Origin of the sequence: Lentzea roselyniae (genome assembly GCF_039537795.1) — a bacterium.
GTDB lineage: Bacteria > Actinomycetota > Actinomycetes > Mycobacteriales > Pseudonocardiaceae > Lentzea > Lentzea atacamensis.
Map to the genome: position 1 here is coordinate 1 of NZ_BAABBE010000033.1, position 18,199 is coordinate 18,199.

The 18,199-nt window shown below is 69.7% G+C and carries 15 protein-coding genes and 1 pseudogene; 7 read left to right on the plus strand and 9 right to left on the minus strand.

Features of this window, described 5'->3' with window-relative positions; translation table 11 throughout:
• Together ABFX45_RS38045 and ABFX45_RS38050 are read left to right on the plus strand one after the other, a co-directional pair.
• Positions 1-99, plus strand: a pseudogene (locus ABFX45_RS38045) (IS982 family transposase); the annotation flags it as partial.
• Positions 100-175: 76 nt separating this feature from the next.
• Positions 176-1,747, plus strand: a complete 1,572-nt coding sequence (locus ABFX45_RS38050) for a hypothetical protein (RefSeq protein ID WP_346135544.1) — start codon at positions 176-178, stop codon at positions 1,745-1,747.
• On the opposite strand, the gene ABFX45_RS38055 is transcribed toward ABFX45_RS38050, so the two are convergent.
• The 3 genes from ABFX45_RS38055 to ABFX45_RS38065 all read right to left on the minus strand — a co-directional run bounded on the left by ABFX45_RS38055 (position 1,728) and on the right by ABFX45_RS38065 (position 4,547).
• Entirely contained in the window at positions 1,728-3,431 is a 1,704-nt protein-coding gene (locus tag ABFX45_RS38055; protein ID WP_346135545.1) for a dihydroxy-acid dehydratase, read from the minus strand. The two genes, ABFX45_RS38050 and ABFX45_RS38055, sit on opposite strands and share 20 nt — an antisense overlap.
• Before the next feature lie 190 nt (positions 3,432-3,621).
• The gene (locus tag ABFX45_RS38060; RefSeq protein ID WP_109641343.1) at positions 3,622-4,068 is read right to left on the minus strand and encodes a QcrA and Rieske domain-containing protein; all 447 of its coding nucleotides are present in this window, start codon (positions 4,066-4,068) and stop codon (positions 3,622-3,624) included.
• A 95-nt stretch (positions 4,069-4,163) separates the two neighbouring features.
• The gene (locus tag ABFX45_RS38065) at positions 4,164-4,547 is read right to left on the minus strand and encodes a MerR family transcriptional regulator (RefSeq protein ID WP_109641342.1); all 384 of its coding nucleotides are present in this window, start codon (positions 4,545-4,547) and stop codon (positions 4,164-4,166) included.
• Positions 4,548-4,653: 106 nt separating this feature from the next.
• On the opposite strand from ABFX45_RS38065, the gene ABFX45_RS38070 reads away from it, so the two are divergent.
• The 4 genes from ABFX45_RS38070 (at position 4,654) to ABFX45_RS38085 (ending at position 8,384) form a co-directional block, all read left to right on the plus strand.
• Complete coding sequence (locus tag ABFX45_RS38070) at positions 4,654-5,895, plus strand: hemolysin family protein (protein ID WP_233440176.1); 1,242 nt, start codon at positions 4,654-4,656, stop codon at positions 5,893-5,895.
• Complete coding sequence (locus ABFX45_RS38075) at positions 5,892-6,923, plus strand: hemolysin family protein (protein WP_346135548.1); 1,032 nt, start codon at positions 5,892-5,894, stop codon at positions 6,921-6,923. The genes ABFX45_RS38070 and ABFX45_RS38075 overlap by 4 nt, the downstream gene beginning before the upstream one ends.
• A 29-nt stretch (positions 6,924-6,952) precedes the next feature.
• A complete protein-coding gene (locus ABFX45_RS38080) occupies positions 6,953-7,891 on the plus strand; it encodes a sporulation protein (protein WP_346135549.1) in 939 nt (312 codons plus the stop codon).
• 139 nt (positions 7,892-8,030) lie between these two features.
• A complete protein-coding gene (locus ABFX45_RS38085) occupies positions 8,031-8,384 on the plus strand; it encodes a DUF6292 family protein (RefSeq protein ID WP_109641339.1) in 354 nt (117 codons plus the stop codon).
• On the opposite strand, the gene ABFX45_RS38090 is transcribed toward ABFX45_RS38085, so the two are convergent.
• Both ABFX45_RS38090 and ABFX45_RS38095 read right to left on the minus strand, forming a co-directional pair.
• The gene (locus ABFX45_RS38090; RefSeq protein WP_346135552.1) at positions 8,381-10,543 is read right to left on the minus strand and encodes an MMPL family transporter; all 2,163 of its coding nucleotides are present in this window, start codon (positions 10,541-10,543) and stop codon (positions 8,381-8,383) included. The two genes, ABFX45_RS38085 and ABFX45_RS38090, sit on opposite strands and share 4 nt — an antisense overlap.
• 5 nt (positions 10,544-10,548) lie before the next feature.
• Positions 10,549-11,100, minus strand: a complete 552-nt coding sequence (locus tag ABFX45_RS38095) for a TetR/AcrR family transcriptional regulator (protein WP_109641337.1) — start codon at positions 11,098-11,100, stop codon at positions 10,549-10,551.
• Between the two features lie 442 nt (positions 11,101-11,542).
• On the opposite strand from ABFX45_RS38095, the gene ABFX45_RS38100 reads away from it, so the two are divergent.
• Positions 11,543-12,196, plus strand: coding sequence for a hypothetical protein (locus tag ABFX45_RS38100; protein ID WP_109641336.1), 654 nt, complete (start codon positions 11,543-11,545; stop codon positions 12,194-12,196).
• Here the strand turns inward: ABFX45_RS38100 and ABFX45_RS38105 are convergent.
• From ABFX45_RS38105 to ABFX45_RS38120, 4 genes are all read right to left on the minus strand, one after another.
• The gene (locus ABFX45_RS38105; RefSeq protein ID WP_346135554.1) at positions 12,180-14,579 is read right to left on the minus strand and encodes a non-ribosomal peptide synthetase; all 2,400 of its coding nucleotides are present in this window, start codon (positions 14,577-14,579) and stop codon (positions 12,180-12,182) included. The genes ABFX45_RS38100 and ABFX45_RS38105 overlap by 17 nt on opposite strands.
• Complete coding sequence (locus tag ABFX45_RS38110) at positions 14,576-15,580, minus strand: ABC transporter ATP-binding protein (RefSeq protein ID WP_346135556.1); 1,005 nt, start codon at positions 15,578-15,580, stop codon at positions 14,576-14,578. Before ABFX45_RS38110 ends, ABFX45_RS38105 begins: the two co-directional genes overlap by 4 nt.
• Positions 15,577-17,007: an ABC transporter permease gene (locus ABFX45_RS38115; RefSeq protein ID WP_346135558.1), complete on the minus strand. Its 1,431-nt coding sequence runs from the start codon at positions 17,005-17,007 to the stop codon at positions 15,577-15,579. Before ABFX45_RS38115 ends, ABFX45_RS38110 begins: the two co-directional genes overlap by 4 nt.
• Before the next feature lie 86 nt (positions 17,008-17,093).
• The gene (locus ABFX45_RS38120; RefSeq protein ID WP_233440174.1) at positions 17,094-18,104 is read right to left on the minus strand and encodes an iron ABC transporter substrate-binding protein; all 1,011 of its coding nucleotides are present in this window, start codon (positions 18,102-18,104) and stop codon (positions 17,094-17,096) included.
• Positions 18,105-18,199 lie beyond the last annotated feature (95 nt).

Here is an 18,199-nt window from a genome sequence, read left to right on the forward strand (position 1 = left end):
CGTGTCGCTCAGCGCCTGCTGGCCATGGCCGCCGGCATCTGGCACAACTGGGAGGCGGGCGTGACCAGCAAACGCTCACTGACCGCGTTCGATCACTGACACCAACTTCACGGAATCAACCATCTAGGCTTGCGCGCGCTGCCGCCTTCTCGCTGACGCGGCAGGAGCAACGCAAGTGTCTCGAATGGTCGACGTCCTCGCCACGCTGGTGCTTCTGGGCAGCCTGACCCCGGCCGCAGACGCGGCACCGGCGTGCTGGCAGGAGTTCTGCGGCAAGTACCCGCCCGCGCACCAGCCGGGCCAGTGGTCGTCCGCGCACGTCTCGTACGGCACGAACGGCAAGCTGAAATACGCCTCCGACCGGGCGGGCAACCGCGTGCCGGACTTCAGCTACGTCGGTTACCACCACGGCGAGAAGCCGCTGCCCACCGTGCCGGACGCGGTCACGATCAGCCCGGTCACCGGCGACAACACCGCGCACCTGCAAAGGGCGATCGACCAGGTCGGCGCCCGCACGCCCGACGCGAACGGGCATCGCGGCGCGGTGAAGCTCGCGGCCGGCCGGTACGAGATCCACGGCACCGTGCGGATCAGGCACAACGGCGTGGTGCTGCGCGGATCCGGTGACACCACCACGTTGTCCGGCCGCGGCGACACACCGCACCAGCGCACCGTGGTCGTGCTCGGCAGCGACGCCAGGACGCCGTGGACGACCGGCGCCGCCACCGAGGTGACCACACCGTTCGTGCAGGTCGGGTCCCTGAGCCTGGAGGTGGCGGACGCCTCGCGGTTCAAGGTCGGCCAGGAGGTGGTCGTCAGGCACCCGTCGTCGAAGAAGTGGATCGACGCGGTCGGCGGTGGCGGCGTCGTGCAGGACGCGAAGTGGACGCCCGGGTCCATGGACCTCCACTGGGTGCGCCGGATCAGGGCGATCGACGGGCGCCGGCTCACGTTCGACGCACCGATCTACAACCACCTCGACCGGTCGCTCACGATCTCCACGGTCGCGCCGGTGACCTCGCGCAACCTCGTCACCGAGTCCGGGGTGGAAAGTCTGCGGGTCGACATCGAGACCAAGGGCGGCGAGGACGAGAACCACGCGTGGAACGCCATCGGCGTGTTCGGCGCGGACAACAGCTGGGTCCGCAACGTGAAGACCCGCTACTTCGGCTATGCGGGCGTGGTCACCGAACGATCCGTGCGGATCACGGTGAAGGACGCGCAGGCCACGGACCCGGTCGCGATCCGCACCGGCGGCCGCATGTACAACTTCGCCGCCAACACCAACTCGCACCTGGTCCTGTTCACCGGCCTGCACGCGTCCAAGGCGCGGCACGCCTTCGTCAGCAACGGCGCGAACTCGGTGGCGGGCGTCGTGTGGCATCGGGCCACTGTGGACGGTGGGGACGCCGAGGCACACCGGCGGTGGAGCCAGGGCCTGCTGTTCGACAACATCCGCGAGATCGGCAACCGCGGCAACCAGGCCAAGCTGATCAACCGCGGCGACTACGGCACGTCGCACGGCTGGGGCGCCGCCCACTCGGTGATCTGGGACTACAACAAGGAGATCGTCGTCCAGAAGCCGCCGACCGCGCAGAACTACGCCGTGTCCAACGAGGGCACGCGGCGGTCGCAGCCGTACTTCCCCGGACCGTGGGGGAGCATCGAGATCAAGACCGGGCCGCTGGTGCCCGAGTCGCTGTACGAGGCGCAGGTCGTAGATCGCCTCAGTGCGACTCGCGGGTGACCTCGCTGCCGCTGGAGCCGACCAGGAAGTCCAGGTCGGCTCCGGTGTCGGCGCCCAGGACGTGGTCGATGTAGAGACGCTCCCAGCCGCGCTTCGGTGCCGCGAACGCCGCCGTCATCGCTGTGCTGGGCGTGCGGGAGAGGAAGTCCGGCGCCTCCACGTCGATCCGGCGGTTCTCCACGTCCAGCACGATGACGTCGCCGGTGCGGACCAGTCCGAGCGGCCCTCCCGCCGCGGCTTCCGGTGCCACGTGCAGGACGACCGTGCCGTACGCGGTGCCGCTCATGCGTCCGTCGCAGACGCGGACCATGTCGCGCACGCCCTGTTCGAGGAGCTTCTTGGGCAGCGGCATGTTCGACACCTCCGGCATGCCGGGATAGCCGCGCGGTCCGCAGCCGCGCAGCACCAGCACGGAGTCCGCGTCCACGTCCAGATCGGGGTCGTCGATGCGGGCGTGGAAGTCCTCGATGCTGTCGAACACCACGGCCCTTCCGCGGTGCTGCAACAGGTTCGGGGACGCCGCGGCCGGTTTGACCAGCGCGCCGGACGGGGCGAGGTTGCCGCGCAGCACCGCGATCCCGCCCTCGGCGATGATCGGTTCAGACCGGCTGCGGATGACCTCGGGGTCCCAGATCGGGGCGTCGTCGAGGTGGTCGACGAGCGGCCGTCCGGTGACCGTCAGGCCTTCCGGGTCCAGCAGGTCGCGGACTTCCCGCAGCACGGCCAGAAGCCCGCCCGCGCGGTGGAAGTCCTCCATCAGGAACCGGCCCGCCGGCTGGAGGTCCACGAGCAGGGGAACGCCGGAGCCGATGCGGTCGAAGTCGTCCAGCGTCAGGTCGACACCGAGGCGTCCGGCGATCGCGAGGAGGTGGACGACGGCGTTCGTCGAGCCGCCGATCGCGGCCAGGGCGACGATCGCGTTGTGGAAGGAGGCCTTCGAGAGGAACGTGCTGGGGCGGCGGTCCTTCTCGATCAGCTCGACGATCAGGCGGCCGGTGCCGTGTGAGGCTTCCAGAAGCCTGCTGTCCGGTGCCGGAGTGCCCGCCACGCCGGGGACGACGGTGCCGAGCGCTTCCGCGACCAGGGCCATGGTCGAGGCGGTGCCCATCGTGTTGCAGTGGCCGCGGCTGCGGATCATCGCGGACTCGGAGCGGCTGAACGCCTCCTGAGACAGCGTCCCGGCGCGGACCTCCTCGGACAGCCGCCAGACGTCCGTGCCGCAGCCCAGGGGCACGCCCCGGAACGTGCCGGTCAGCATCGGGCCGCCGGGCACCACGACGGCCGGGATGTCGACGGACGCGGCGGCCATCAGCAGCGCGGGAATCGTCTTGTCACAACCGCCGAGCAGCACCACGCCGTCGACGGGGTTGGCGCGCAGCATCTCCTCGGCGGCCATCGCCGCCATGTTGCGCCAGAGCATCGCGGTCGGGCGGACGTTGGTCTCGCCGAGCGACACGACGGGCAGGTTGAGCGGGATGCCGCCTGCCTCGTACACGCCGTTCGAGACGGAGGCGGCGACCTCGTTCAGGTGCGCGTTGCACGGGGTCAGGTCGGAGGCGGTGTTGGCGATCGCGATCTGCGGTCTGGTGAAGGCGTCGTCTGGCGCGCCGCGGCGCATCCAGGCACGGTGGATGTAGGCGTTGCGGTCCTGACCTGCGTACCACTGCTCGCTGCGCAGCCCCACGGCACCTCCTAGAAGAACGTCTCGACAGTAGCCTTTGATCGTTCGTCGAGGGGACTGCCGTGACGGTGGACCACGCACGCGTAGCCGGGTCACCGTGCAACGGCAGCACGTCGTCCTGGAAGTTCAGCCGACCAGTCCTTCTCGTGCGGCGGATCCGGACAGCACGACTCTCCGGATCCGCCCGCGCAGGTCAGGCCACGACGATGTTCTCTCCCTTGATCTTCGTCTTGATCTGCGGCAACGGCTTCTTGGCCGGCCCGGACCTGCGCTTGCCGTCCACGGAGCTGAACCGGCTGTCGTGGCACCAGCAGATGATCAGGTTGTTGTCGACCTCGCTGCACATGCAGCCGGCGTGGGTGCACTTTGCGTCGAATGCCGTGTACGTGCCCTTCTTCGGCTGTGCCACGACAACGGACGTCTCGTCGTCGAAGTAGACGACGACACCGCCGTTGAGCGGCACGTCCGCCTTCTTCGCGAGGACCGTGCCGGGCGGGAGCTTGCCGCACGGCTGGGCGCCGGTGTCAGTTCCGGTGTCAGCGGCCGCGGCGGTACCGGTGGTGATCACGGTGGCGGCCGCGGCGCAGCCACCGATGAAGCAGCGGCGGCTGACGGCGGTGGGGTGGTCCAGGAACTCCATGCGCTCACTTCCTGCCGGGGGTGGGACGCGGCGGAGGCGGCTCGTTCACCTTGTCGTGACGGGCGGGACCAGGACAAATCCCGAAATTTCGGCGGTCAGAGAGGCAGTTCGAGGGCGATGGTGATGAGCGAGTGGACGCGGTTCGCGATCACCGTCAGCAGGCCGTGCATCTCCGGGGACGCGGCGTCGGCGGCTTCCTGCAGCGTGCGCAGGTCGGTGTCGATCTGGCCGAGCAGCGCGGCCGTGTCGGCGGGCTTGGCCGTGAACGCCTTCGCGATGTCCTCGAGCGGCAGACCGTGGACCTCCAGGCGCTGCACGAGGTGGATGCGGTCCACGTCGCCGCAGCGGTAGAGGCGGTAGTTGCTCGCGGTGCGCTGAGCGGGGCTGATCAGGCCGAGGGTCGTGTAGTAGTCGACGGTGCGGATGCTGACTCCGGCGCGGGCGGCCAGCTCGCCGATCCGCAGCAGCGATTCGGACAAATCGGGCCACCTCCTTCCGGAAACCGTACAGTGCTACGTGCTACTGTTGGAGTATGCCTGAAGAAGCCGATACAGACGGCTGTAGTACGTGGCCGGGTGCGACTTGTTGATCGCGTCCGGCTTGCTCGCCATCGTGGTGCTGACGATCGCCACGGGGTATTTCGTCGCTCAGGAGTTCGCCTACATGGCGGTCGATCGCGGCCGTCTGCAGCAGCTGGCCGAGGCCGGTTCCAAGGCCGCGGACCGCGCCCTCCGAGTGACTCAGAAGCTCTCGTTCATGCTGTCCGGTGCCCAGTTCGGCATCACGGTGACGGCGCTGCTCGTGGGATACGTGGCCGAGCCGCTGCTCGGTACCGGTCTGGGTGTGCCGTTCTCGATGGTGATCGCGCTGGTCTTCGCGACGTTCGTGCAGATGGTGCTCGGTGAGCTGCTGCCGAAGAACCTCGCGATCGCCCGGCCAGAACGGCTGGCGCTCGCACTGAGCGCGTCGACGCTCGCCTACCTGAAGATCGCGGGACCGGTGATCCGGCTCTTCGACGCGGCCGCGAACCGCCTGCTGCGTGCGATCGGCATCGAGCCGGTCGAGGAACTGCCGCAGGGCGCGACGCCGGAGGACCTCAAGCAGATCGTCGAGGACGCGGGGGAGCAGGGCCACCTCGACCCCGAGCTGACGCGGCTGCTGGAGCACGGCATCGGGTTCCGCGAGCTCGTCGCGGAGCAGGCGATGACGCCGCGCGTGAACGTCCACACCGTGCGGTTCGACGAGCCCGCCGCGCGCGTGGTGTCGTTGCTGGACACCGGGAACTCGCGATTCCCCGTGGTCGGTGAGGACCTCGACGACCTGCGCGGTGTCGTCGGTCTGTCCGAGGTGCTGACGCTGACGCCGCACGAGCGTTCGGCGGTCGCGATCGGGAAGATCGCCGCGCCCGCGCTGGTGGTGCCCGCGACGCTGCCGTTGCCCGCGGTGCTGGAGCGGCTGCGGGCCGAACGCCGCCAGCTCGCGTGCGTGGTCGACGAGTTCGGCGGGTTCGCGGGCGTCATCTCGCTGGAGGACCTGGCGGAGGAGCTGGTCGGCGAGATCCACGACGAGGACGACCTGGTCGCCGACATGATCGAGAAGGTCGGGTCCGACTGGCGCGTGCCCGGCCGCATGAGGCTGGACGAGGTCGAGGACGTCACCGGCGTGGAACTGCCCGCCGACGACGCGTACGACACGGTGTCCGGCCTGGTGCTGCACCAGCTGGGCCGCGTGGCCGAGACCGGCGACGAGGTCGAGATGGACGGCGTGCGGCTCGTGGTCACCGCGGTCGCGCGCAACGTGCCGGACACGGTGGTGTTGTCCCGATGAGCATCGTGATCTCCTTGGTGCTGCTGGCTTTGAACGGCTTCTTCGTCGCCGCCGAGTTCGCGTTGATCGCGGCCAAGCGGCACCGCCTGGAGCAGGCAGCCGAGACGTCACGGGCGGCGCGCGCCGCCGTGGCGGGCGTGCGTGATCTGTCGCTGATGCTCGCGGGTGCCCAGCTCGGCATCACGCTGTGCACGCTGGGTCTCGGCGCGCTGGCCAAACCGGCCGTCGCCGATCTGCTGCAGCCCGCGTTGATGTGGACCGGACTGCCCGACGCGTTCGCCTACGGTGTCGCGTTCGCGATCAGCCTGGTGCTGGTGGTGTTCCTGCACATGGTCGTGGGTGAGATGGCGCCGAAGTCGTGGGCCATCGCGCACCCCGAACGGTCCGCGCTGATCCTGGCGCTGCCGTTCCGCGCGTTCGCCCGCTCGGTCCGCTGGGTCCTCAGTGGACTGAACTCGGTGACGAACGGCCTGCTGCGGCTGATGAAGGTCGAGCCGCAGGACGAGCTGGCGCAGGCACACCGGCCGGACGATCTGCGGATGCTGCTGCGGCAGTCCGCCGAGCACGGCCTCATCCCCGAGGGCCAGCAACGGCTGCTGACCAGGATGCTGCAGGTGCAGCGGACCACCGTGCGCGAGGTGATGGTGCCGATCGGCCGGGTTTCCTCGGTCACCCTGCACACCACGGCGAGGGCGATCGAGCGGCGCAGCCTCCAGTGTGGACGGTCGCGCTTCCCGGTCACCGACCTGCGCGGCCGTTACGCCGGCCTGGTGCACATCCGCGAGGCCATGCGGGCCACCGCACGCGGCGAGGACCCTCCGGCGCGCGAGCTGATGGGCCCGGTGCTGACGTTGCCCGCGTCGATGCCGGTGGCCAGGGCCGTGACCGAGATGCGCGACTCCAGAGCCCAGCTGGCTCTGGTCGAGGACGGCGAGGTCGTGGGCATCGCCGCCTTGGAAGACCTCCTCGAAGAGCTGATCGGCGACTTCGAGGATGAAACCGACACCCGTCCGGTCGGCGCCCGCTGACCGGAGTTTCCCTCCGAGAGGAAACATCAATGTTCAAACGGATGCTCAGCGCCTTCGGCGTCGGCGGCCCGTCGGTCGACACCGTGCTGGACTCGCCGCACGCCGCGCCCGGCCAGCTCGTCACCGGACAGGTGCGCATCCAGGGCGGCAGCGCGGACGCCGAGATCGGCCAGGTCGTGCTGTCGCTCGTCACCCGAGTCGAGGTCGAGCACGGTGACCACGAGTACGGCGGCGTGTCCGAGTTCCTGCGCGTCGTCGTGCAACAGAACGTGCGGGTCACGGCCGGCCAGCTCGTGTCGATCCCGTTCCAGCTGCCGATCCCGTGGGAGACCCCGATCACGGCGGTCGGCGGCGCGCAGCTGCCCGGCATGACCGTGGGCGTGCGGACCGAGCTGGTCATCGCGGGCGCGCCGGACAAGGGCGACCTCGACCCCGTGCTGGTGCACCCGCTGCCCTCGCAGGACGCGGTGCTGAACGCGTTCGGACAGCTCGGGTTCTCGTTCCGCAGCGCCGACGTCGAGGCGGGCCGGTTGCGCGGCGTGCCGCAGGAGCTCGGCTTCTACCAGGAGATCGAGTTCTTCCCGCCGGCGCAGTTCGCGGGCCGGATCCAGCAGGTGGAGCTCACGTTCGTGGCCTCACCGCACGAGCTGTACGTGATCCTCGAAGCCGACAAGCGCGGCGGGATGTTCTCGTCGGGCGGTGACGCGTTCGGCCACTTCCGGCTGTCGCACCAGGAGGCCCAGGTGGCCGACTGGGCGTCGTCAATCAACGGCTGGCTGGCTCAGATCGCCGAGCGTGGCGGCGCCTTGCACGGCTACGAGCAGTACGGTCACCACGGTGGTCACCACGGTCGCGGCATGGGCATGGGCACGGTCGTCGCGGCGGGTGCCGCCGGTGTCGTCGGCGGCATGGTGATGGGCGAGATGATCGACGACGCGTTCGAGGACTTCGGCGAGTTCGGCGAATGACCTGCCTTTCCACTTGACGTCGGCAAAACCGGCGGATCCTCTGGATCGGAACAGAGGGTGGAATCGCCCTCAACGGGGTAAACGGCCGATACGTCAAGCAGTCGGCGCTGTTGCACCGTTGGGGCGAAAGGGCGTTGACGTGTTCACCACCGCGGTACGGGAGTATGCGCGCCGGGTGTCCGCGGAGCTCGGGCTGAGCGGCGAGTCATCATGCGTGGACGCGGAGCGACCGCTGCGGGTGTACGTCGCCGTGGACGGCGAGCTGCCGGGACACCCCGGCCGCGACGTTGCCCTGCTCTGGACGGACGGCCAGGGCTGGGAGATCGCAGTCGAGGAGCCCGGCGGCACCGAGCTGACCGTGGTGGCCAGGCTGCGTGGCGCGGTCGAGCCTCCGCCGCGCACCGTGGCGCGGTGGGCGGGCAGGCTGCTGTCAGGCCAGTGGCCGGTCCCCGCCGAACGGGTGGACCGGCCACTGATCAAACAGGCGGGCTAGCTGACAGCGACGGGCTTCGGTTCTTCGCGCTCGTCCGAGTCCAGCGCGGTGCCCTCGACGTCGAGCTCCGGCAGCCAGCGCAGCCACTTCGGCAGCCACCAGGCGCGCTCACCGATCAGAGCGAGCGCGGCCGGCACGATCACCATGCGGACGACGAACGCATCCACGAAGATGCCCACGGCCAGGGCGAACGCGATCGACTTCACGGTCGCCTCGCCTGCGGGGACGAAGCCCGCGAACACCGAGAACATGATCAGCGCGGCGGCCACGACCACCGGTGCCGCCTGGTGGAAACCCGTGGTGATGGCCTCGATCGGCTTGGCGCCGCGGTGGTGCGCCTCGTGCATCCTGGACACCAGGAAGATCTGGTAGTCCATGGCCAGGCCGAACAGGATGCCGATCACCAGGATCGGGGTGAGGCTGATCAGCGGTCCGGTGCTGTCGAGGTTCACCGCGTCGCCGAGCCAGCCCCACTGGAACACCGCCACGGTGGCACCGAGCGACGCGCCGATGGTCAGCAGGAAGCCGAGCACACCCACGAGCGGCACGAGCAGCGAGCGGAACACCAGGATCAGCAGGACGAGCGCCAGGCCGACGACGACGGCCAGGTAGATCGGCAGCGCGCGGTCCAGTGACGTGGCCACGTCGACGCTCACCGCGGTGGCGCCGGTGACGTAGGCCCTGCCACCGCCCACACCGTCCACACCGGACAGTTCGGCGCGCAGGTCCGCGACGAGCTGCTCGGTGGCGGCGCTGTCCGGGCCGGACTTCGGGATCACCGTGAGGAGCGCGGCGGAGCCGTCCGGGCTCGGCTGGGCTGGCGTCACCAGTGCGACGTCGGCCATCTTCGCGATCGGCTCCGCGGCCTTGGTGGCGGTCGCGGCGGCACCGTTGCCCTCGACGAGCACGATGATCGGCCCGTTGAAGCCCTCACCGAAGCCCTGCGCCAGGATCTGGTCGGCCCGTTCCTGCGTGGAGTTCGCCGGCGGCTTCTGGATCAGCGTGGTGTCCATGGAGGCCACCGGGATCGCGACGATGCCGAGCGCCACGACCGAGAGCAGCAGCGCGACGACCCGGTTGCGGGTGATGGCCCCCGCCCAGCCGCGGATGACACCGCGGTCAGCGGGCTCGCTGTTCTCCTGCGCGCGTTCCTTGCGGGTCAGCACGCGGCGGCCGAGCATGCTCAGCACCGCGGGCACCAGCGTGACGGCGATGAGCACCGACACGACGATCGTCGCGGCGGCCGCGACGCCCATCTGCGTGAGGAACGGAATGCCCGCGATCACCAGTCCGACCAACGCGATCACGACGGTGAGTCCCGCGGTGACGACGGCGGAACCGGCGGTGCCCACCGCGGTCGCCACGGCGTGCCCGACGCCGGAGCCCTTGCGCAGTTCCTGGCGGTACCGGTTGATGATGAACAACGCGTAGTCGATGCCGACCGCGAGCCCCAGCATCGAGGCGAGGATCGGCGTGGTCGACTGCAGGTCCATGAACCCGGTCGCGATGGTGATGCCGAGCGTGCCGATGCCGACGCCGATCGCGGCGGTCAGCAGGTTCATACCGGCGGTGACGAGCGACCCGTAGGTCAGCGCGAGCACGACGAGCGCCAGCACGACACCGATGGCCTCGGTCGGCCCGCCGACGTGCGGCGTCTCCTGCATCGCGGTGCCGGTGACCTCGACGGTCAGCCCGCCGGCCCTCGCCTTGTCGACCGCCTTGAGCAGCTCCGACCGCTGCTCGGCGGTGACCTCACCGGGCTTCACGTCGTAGGTGACGGTGCTGTACCCGACGTTGAGGTCGCGGTTCACACTCGGCGCGGCGGGGTCGAGCGGGTTGGTCGCCGAGCGAACCCCCTTGAGCGCGGCCTCGTCGGCCACCAGCGCGGTGATCGCCTGGGCGTGCTGCGGCAGCTTCTGCCCCTCGGGCGCCTTGACGACAACCCTCGCCGACGCACTCTCGCCGGACCCGAACTTCTGGTCGATGCGCTCGAGCGCGGTGGTCGACTCCTGGCCGGGGATGGACATCGCGTTGGACGTCTCCCCGCCCAGCGCGTAGGCACCGGCACCGGAGCCGATCAGCACGAGCAGCCAGATCAGGACGACGGGCAACCGGTGCCGATGAGCACCCGTTCCCAGTCTGTAGAGCAGTTTCGCCATGTTGGTCAGGCCTCCCGGTGCCCGAGTGCGTCAGTGCAGGTTGCGAGGATCAGTGGGCGCCACGTGGTCTTGTCACCCTCTTGGTTGGCCAAGAGCGTCAGCACAGCCATGGCGCTGAGCGCGCCGACGATGCGAACCGCGCGTTCGAGCTCGACCTGGGGGTCGACGACGAACATCTCGTTGAGCAACAGCTCGTCCTGGGCCTGCTGGGGGTCCTCGCCCGGTGCGGTCATCGACCGGAACAGCAGCGAGACCAGGCCAGGCCGGTCGAGCGCGATGTCGGTCAGCAGCTCCAGGGCCCGCTTCTCCCTCGCGGGCCCCGCGGGCATCGGCGACACCAGCTCGACGACGTGCCGGCTCAGCACGCGGCTGTGCTCCCAGGCCGCTTCGAAGAGAGCGTCTTTGCTCGGGAAGTGGTGGAGCAGACCGGCCTTGGACAGGCCGACGGCGTCGGCGAGCGCCTTGAGCGACGTCTGCTCGAAGCCGTGCCGCGCGAAGAGGGCGGCGGCGGTGTCGAGGATCTTCTCGTCGAAACCGGTCCTTGGCTGTCGTGGCACGTCGACGACTTTACGGCGTTTACCGACCAGTTCGGTAGGTAAACCGACCGAAACGGTCGGTGTGCTTCGTCACTCGAACGGGGGGGTGTGGTGTTTGGTGTGCCCGTTTGTTGGGCGTGCTTCTCCGCTGGGGGTGACGGGGTGGGGTGGCTGTCACTCAGGCGGGTGGTGTTTGTCCTGATTCGCGCCTGGCGTCGTCTAGTTCATGTCCCGAAAACATGGTCATCTTCATCGCGATAGAAGGAAGCGCGCGGCGGGAGCGGTTGGGAGGGGTGTGCGGCGGCGCAAGTAGTTGGAAGGGTGCGGCGGCGGTGCAAGTGGTCGGCAGGATGCGGCGGCGAAAGTGATCGGCAGGATGCGGCGGCGACACAAGTGATCGGAAGGGCTGGGGAAACGTCATCATGTGGGCCGGAATGCTGGTGCGTGGTGCCAGAGTTCGACGATGCTCGCCGAGTCCCCATGCCGCTGCGGGCTCGTCACGCACAATGTCGTGGTGATCGAGATGTCCGCCGTCGTCGCCGCCCACCACCTCGTCAGGTTCCCGGACTGGCCGACCGGCCCGTACTCGGACGGCGACGTGGTGTTGTCGGGCCGCATGTCCCGGGAGGACGTGGGCACGGTGCTCGCCTCGATTGCCGAGTACAACAACGAGGGCCAGCACGAGGCGGACGGGCCGTCGACGCTCGGGGTGTTGCTGGACAAGGATGTGATCGCATCGGGCGGACTGCTGGTGCGGGACACCGAGACCGGGGTGGAGATCGAACCCGGCTGCTGCGTGGGGCTGGAGACTTGGCGGGATTGGCAGTACCTGCTGGACGGGCGCACGCCGTGGCTCGGGCACGACCCGTGGCCCGAGGTGCGGTTCGGGGACGGGGTGCAGTTCGGGGCCGGGGTCGCACGGCTGTGGCCGGACTCGCGCGACACGGGCGGGCCTGCTTGCGAGGTCAGGATTGCGGAGCTGCCGGGGCACCTCGCGGTGGTGCGGCAGGATCTGCTGGGATTCCTGGAGCTGGTGCGGGAGTGGGCGCCGTACGGGATGGGGGAGCGGCTCGCGGACGTGTTCGACGAGCACTTCCACATCAGCGCGCCACTTTGACCGCCTTGGGGAGCCTGAGCCAGGTCGTCGAGCCGAACGCCTTGGTGAGGCCGAGCCACGCCGCGACGCCGACCGCGACGCACGCCGCGAACACGAGGGCCGCGGGCACTTCGGGTTGCAGGTGCGGGAACACCGCGTAGTGCGTGAGGTAGATGGCCAGCGAGGCGCTGGCCAGCAGGCTCACCGCGGGCAGCAGGCGGCGCGGCACCGGTACGCGGGGCAGTGACAGCAGCAGGATCACGCCGGCGATGACGACGATCTCGCGCGAGAGGTCTTCCATGCGGCCGGGGACCATCGCCACTAGCACCACCACGACGAGGCACTTCTGCCACAGCGCGGGAGAGCGGTGGGCCAGCCAGCCCAGGGCCACGAACCACGCGGCGCCGAGGGTGGTCATGTTGCGGGCGAAGAAGTCGCCCTCGACGGCGAAGCGGGCCAGCACGCACAGGGCCAGCGCGGTCAGGGCGAAGAAGTAGGGGTGGCGCTGCTCCGTGCGGCGTAGGGCAGGGATCGCGAAGACCAAGGCACACAACACGAGCAGGTGGACGACCACCTCGACGAACCAGTAGCCGGCCGCGCCCACGCGGGTGAAGTTGTTGACCAGCAGGACGTTGTCGATGGTCACGTCGTCGGTCGCGGCTACTCGGTAGACGAGCCAGAGCGAGGTCGGGACCGCGATGTACGCCGCGGCGCGCAGGATTCGGAGTGGGCGAGCGGGAAGCAGGAAGCGGGCCAGGTTCCAGCCTGCCACGACCAGCAGCAGGTGGGCGCCGCCCAGGAGTTTGAAGAAGCTCACGTGGGAGCCGACGATGAGCAGGATCGACAAGGCGCGCAACACGATGGTGGTGTCGATCAGCGGCGCCCGGCGTTGGCGGCCGCGGAGTTCTTCGAGCGAGGACACGGGCATCGTCGGCCATGAGGGTGGCAGGTCGCCCAGCAGGCGTTGCAGCTGAGCGGTCATCTGCACGTAGCGCAGGGAGTCGCCGCCCAGAGAGTTGAACGTTGCGTCCGGGGGCACGGTGCGTACGCCCAGGACGGAGGAGAACACCTCGCGCACGGACGTCAGCGAGCGGTCGGGGGAAGCTGCTACGGCGCGATAGTCGACTTTTCCATTGGACAGCAACGGGAGGGACGTCACCGCACGAGCGCGGATGGCGGACGGCGGCAGGCCGGTTCGGGCGCGGATCAGGGCTACCGCGCGGTCGACGTCGCCCAGGACTGCTACCACGAGGCCGGTGTCGTCGCCGGTGCACGCCACGCGCAGGCCGTCGGCGGCCAGGGAGCGCTCGACCTGGTCGAGGTCCACGCGCAGGCCGAAGGGCTTCACGAAACGGCTTTTGCGGCCCGTCACCGAGAACACGCCGTCGGCGAACGAGCCGAGGTCGCCTGTGCGGAGCTCGAACGTCGTGCGGCCCAACGCCAGGTCGGCGGGTGTGTGGGCGTAGCCGAGCATCACGTTGGGGCCGCGGTAGACGAGCTCGCCGTCGTCGAGGTGGAGACGTCCGCCGGGGATCGCTACGCCGATGGCGGACGGGTGTGTGGCGGCCAGGTCGGGCGGTAGGTAGGCCATGCGCGCGGTGGCCTCGGTCTGGCCGTACATCACGAAGAAGCGCCAGCCTCGCTCTGCGCCCATCGTGGCGTAGCGAACCACATCAGCAGGAGCCAGGCGTCCGCCCGCCTGCGTCACATAGCGCAGACTCGGCAGGTCCAAGGATTCGAAGCCGATGGTGTCTAGCAGGCCGAACGTGTGCGGCACGCCGTGCAGGCTTGTCACGCCGTGCGTGCGCACCAGGTCCCAGAATTCCGGGTCGATCACCGAACGTCCGGTCAGCACGAGGCCAGCGCCGCGCGCGAGGTTGCTGTTCACGACAGACAGGCCGTAGCAGTAGTGCAGCGGCAACGACGTGATGGCGCGATCGGTCGGAAGGATGTCGAGGTACGAGCCGATGGAGGCGGCGTTCGCGGCCAGGTTGTCGGCGCTCAGACGCACCAGCTTCGGCGATCCGGTCGTGCCGGACGTCGAGAGCAGCAGGGCGAGCTCCGGGTGCAGCGAGTGCACGGTTCCCTCGTGGCGCTCGAGGAAGGAACCCGAGATCACCACATCCGGGTCGTACACCGACGTCAGCGCAGGCACCTGCGATGCGGCGGCCAGGATCACCGGATGCTTGCCGCGCAACGCCGCCAGGTACGCGACCACGGAGTCGACGTCGTTCTCCGCGGCCAGCAACACCAGGCGCCGCGTGGACCCCAGCTGGGAGGCCATCTCGGAGACCCGCAGGTCGAGATCGCGGTACGAGAGCGAGGTTCCGGGAGCGACCAGTGCGAGCCGATCGCCGAAAGTGGCGAGACGATCAGCGAACCCGAGGTCCGCCGTGGCCGTCACGGCGTGCTCCCGAAGAACAACGCGGAACCTCGCACCGACAAAGAGACGGAGTCCCCGGCCCGCACCGAGATCTTGCCCTGCACCCGCGACCGCACGGAGGTGCCGTCGGGAAGCCGAAGCAACACGGTCGCGTCGTGCCCGTGGAACAACACGTCGTCCACAGTGGACGGAACACCGTGAGCGCCGAGCACGAGCTGCTCGGGCCGCAGCAGCACCGTGCCGAACCCCTCACCGGACGTCGGCAGGACGCCGAGCGGAGTCTCCACCGAACCGCCACGCGCGACACCGGGGAACGTCATCGCCTCGCCCACGAACAACGCCACCCCGAGATCGGCGGGCGAGGTGTAGACGGTCTGCGGCCGCGCCAGCTGCGCCACCACTCCATCCCGAAGCACCGCGACGAGATCGGCGATCCCCAACGCCTCCTCCTGGTCGTGCGTCACGAGCAACGCCGTCGCCCCCGCCGCGCGCAGAGTCGCCCGCACGTCGGCACGGAGCTCCTCGCGCAGACCGGCGTCCAGCGCGGAGAACGGCTCGTCCAGCAGCACAACGCCGGGGCGAGGTGCCAACGCACGGGCCAGCGCGACACGCTGCGCCTGGCCGCCGGAGAGCTGGCCCGGCATCCGCGCGCCGAACCCGGACAGTCCCACCAGGTCGAGCAGCTCCTCGACCCGCCCGCCGCGGCGTTCCTCGCGGCTCAGCCCGAACCCGACGTTCCCGGCCACGCTGAGGTGCGGGAACAACGCGCCTTCCTGCGGCACGATCCCGATTCCGCGCTTCTCCGGCGGCACCTCGGAGGTCAGCAGCCGCCCGCCCAGCCACACCTCACCCGACGCCACGGGGTGGAACCCGGCCAGCACGCGCAGCAGCGTCGTCTTGCCGCAGCCGGAAGGCCCGAGCACCGCGAGCAGCCCGCCCTCCGGCACCTCGAAGTCGACCTCGCGCAGCACCGGTTCCCCGCCGTACCCGGCGACCAGCCGCTTCACCGTCATGCCGCTCATCGCTCACCTCCCGCATCGGTCTGGCTCAGGAACCGGTCGAGCACGACCGCCGGAATCGCCGCCACCACCAGCAGAACCGCTGCGTAGGGCGCCGCTGCGGCGTACGCGGCGACCTCGGTACGGGTCCACAGCTCGGTCGCCAGGGTGTCCATCCCGGTCGGCCTCAGCATCAACGTCGCCGGCAACTCCTTGGCACACGTGAGGAACACGAGCGCGGTACCGGCGAGAATCCCCGGCGCGGCCAGCGGCACCGTCACCCGCAGCCCGGTCTCCCACCGTCCCCGGCCGAGCGACCGCGACACGTCCTCCAGCACCGGCGGTGCGTGTGCCACACCCGTGCGGACGGCTCCGATGGCCAGCGGCAGAAACAGCACCGCGTAAGCGAAAGCGAGCATCGGTGTCGTCTGGTACAGCGCTGGAGCGAACCGGATCCCGAAGAACACCAGCGCCAGACCGACCGTGATGCCCGGCAGCGCGTGCCCGGCGAAGCTGGCCAGCTCGACCCCTCGTGCGAGCCGGCCCTGATACCTCGCGGCCAGAATCCCCACCGGCAACGCCAGCGCGAGCGTCAGCAACGCGCCGAACGCCGACACCGCGACGGTGTTCCCGGTCGTGGCCAGCACATCGGTGACCGAGAACGTCGACGTACCGGCGATGAGCCACCACACCAGGCTGATCACCGGAACCCCGAGCGTCAGCACGATCAACACCAGAGTTCCCGAGAAGGCGGGCACGCGAGCCCGTCCCAGCGGCACGGTCAGCGGGCGGCGGCGGCCACGATGCGCGACCAGGCCCCGCGCACGTCGTTCGCCCAGCGTCAGCGCGATCGCCAGCAACACCAGGACGAGCCCGAGGATCGCGGCCGGCGTGCGGTCGAACGTCGCGCGGTAGCTCGTGTAGATGCCGAGCGTGAACGCCTCGTACCGCATCAGCGACACAGCGCCGAAGTCGCTCAGCACGTACAGCGCCACCAGCAACCCGCCCGCGAGCGCCGCCGGCCGGATCTGTCGCAGCGTCACGGAGAAGAACACCTGGCGGCTCGTCCGCCCGAGCGAGCGCGCCACCTCCTCGACCGCCGGATCGGCCGTCCGCAACGCGGCGCTGACCGGCAGCAGCACGTACGGGTACGACACCAGCGTCAGCACCACGAACGCCCCGGCGAACCCCGTCAGGTCCGGCACCACCGAGATCCAGGTGAACCCGGCGACGTACGACGGCACCGCCAGCGGCAGCACCAGCAGCACGCCGAGAATCCGCCGGCCCGGCAGGTCGGACCGCACCACGAGCCACGCGCTCAGCACGCCGAGCACCAGGCACGCGGCCGTCACCGCCACCGCGAGCGAGAGGCTCCGCAGCGCCAGTTCCGCGGTCCGGGTCCGCGCCAGGACGTCCCACACGACGCCCCCGCCGCGTTCGAACGAACGCACCGCCAGATACGCCAGCGGCAGCACCGCGGCGGCGGCGACGAGGAGCGAGAGGATGGTGAGTGTCGGTGCGGCCCGGTGGGCGGGCCTCAGGACAACCCCGCTTCCTGCAACAGCTTCACCGTCTCCTGCAGCGACGACAGCTTGGAGAGGTCGATGTCGGGTGCCTGGAGGTCCGTGATCGGCGGCAGCTGGTGCTTGCTCGACTTCACACCGGGGTTCGCCGGGTACTCCGCGGTCTGGTCGGCGAAGTGCCGCTGCGCCTGCTCGGACAGCAGGAACCGCACGGCCTTCTGCGCGGCCTCGCTCTGGTTGGTGCCCTGGATGATCCCGACGCCGGCCACGTTCACCAGCGCGAGCGGATCACCGCCGCCGACGCGGTGCAGCTTGGCCTTCATGTTGGCCTCACCGCCCTTCTCGGCGGCCGAGGCGTACCAGTAGTAGTGGTTGATCAGTCCAAAGGGGAGCTGGCCCTCGTCGACGGCCTTGAGGATGCTGATGTTGTTGTCGTAGCGCTTCGGCTCGTTGGCGGCGAACTTCTTCAGCCACTCCTTGGCGAAGTCCTCACCCTTGAGCACGCGCACCGACGTCACGAACGCCTGCCACGACCCGTTGGTGGGCGCGTAGCCGATCTTGCCCTTCCACTTCGGGTCGACGACCTCCTCGATCGTCTTGGGCAGCTCGCTCTCCTGCACCACGCGCGGGTCGTACGCGATCACCCGCGCCCGCGCGCTCGTGGCCACCCAGCGCTTGTCGCGCGCCTGGTAGCTCGACGGGACCATGCTCAGCACGTCCGCGGGCAGCTCGGCCAGCCGGCCCTGCTCGCCCACCGCGCCGAGAGCCCCCGCGTCCTGGGAGAAGAACACGTCCGCCTCGGTGCCCTGACCCTCCTCCAGCAACTGCGCGGCCATTTCACCGCTGCCGCCGTAGCGGACCTCGACATCGATTCCGACGGCGTCCTCGAGCTGGTCGAGAAGCGAGCCGACCAATTGTTCGTTGCGGCCGGAGTAAATGATCAGGTCGTTCGCGGAACTGCAGGCGGTCACCGTCGACGCCAGCAGTGCCACTGCCATCGTCACGGTCAGTGCACGACGCCTCACCGGCAGTCCTCCTCGATCAATCCCCAGGTCAGATTGGGTGTCGACAAGGTAAAGCTAACCTAAGCTTGCGACAAGTCCGAGTTGCCATTACGTGA

Excerpts from the sequence above, each read along its gene's own strand:
- ABFX45_RS38110 (WP_346135556.1), bottom strand. The coding sequence starts at position 15,580 with ATGAGCGGCATGACGGTGAAGCGGCTGGTCGCCGGGTACGGCGGGGAA.
- ABFX45_RS38060 (WP_109641343.1), bottom strand. The coding sequence starts at position 4,068 with ATGGAGTTCCTGGACCACCCCACCGCCGTCAGCCGCCGCTGCTTCATC.
- ABFX45_RS38100 (WP_109641336.1), top strand. The coding sequence starts at position 11,543 with ATGCTCGCCGAGTCCCCATGCCGCTGCGGGCTCGTCACGCACAATGTC.
- ABFX45_RS38090 (WP_346135552.1), bottom strand. The coding sequence starts at position 10,543 with ATGGCGAAACTGCTCTACAGACTGGGAACGGGTGCTCATCGGCACCGG.
- ABFX45_RS38075 (WP_346135548.1), top strand. The coding sequence starts at position 5,892 with ATGAGCATCGTGATCTCCTTGGTGCTGCTGGCTTTGAACGGCTTCTTC.
- ABFX45_RS38080 (WP_346135549.1), top strand. The coding sequence starts at position 6,953 with ATGTTCAAACGGATGCTCAGCGCCTTCGGCGTCGGCGGCCCGTCGGTC.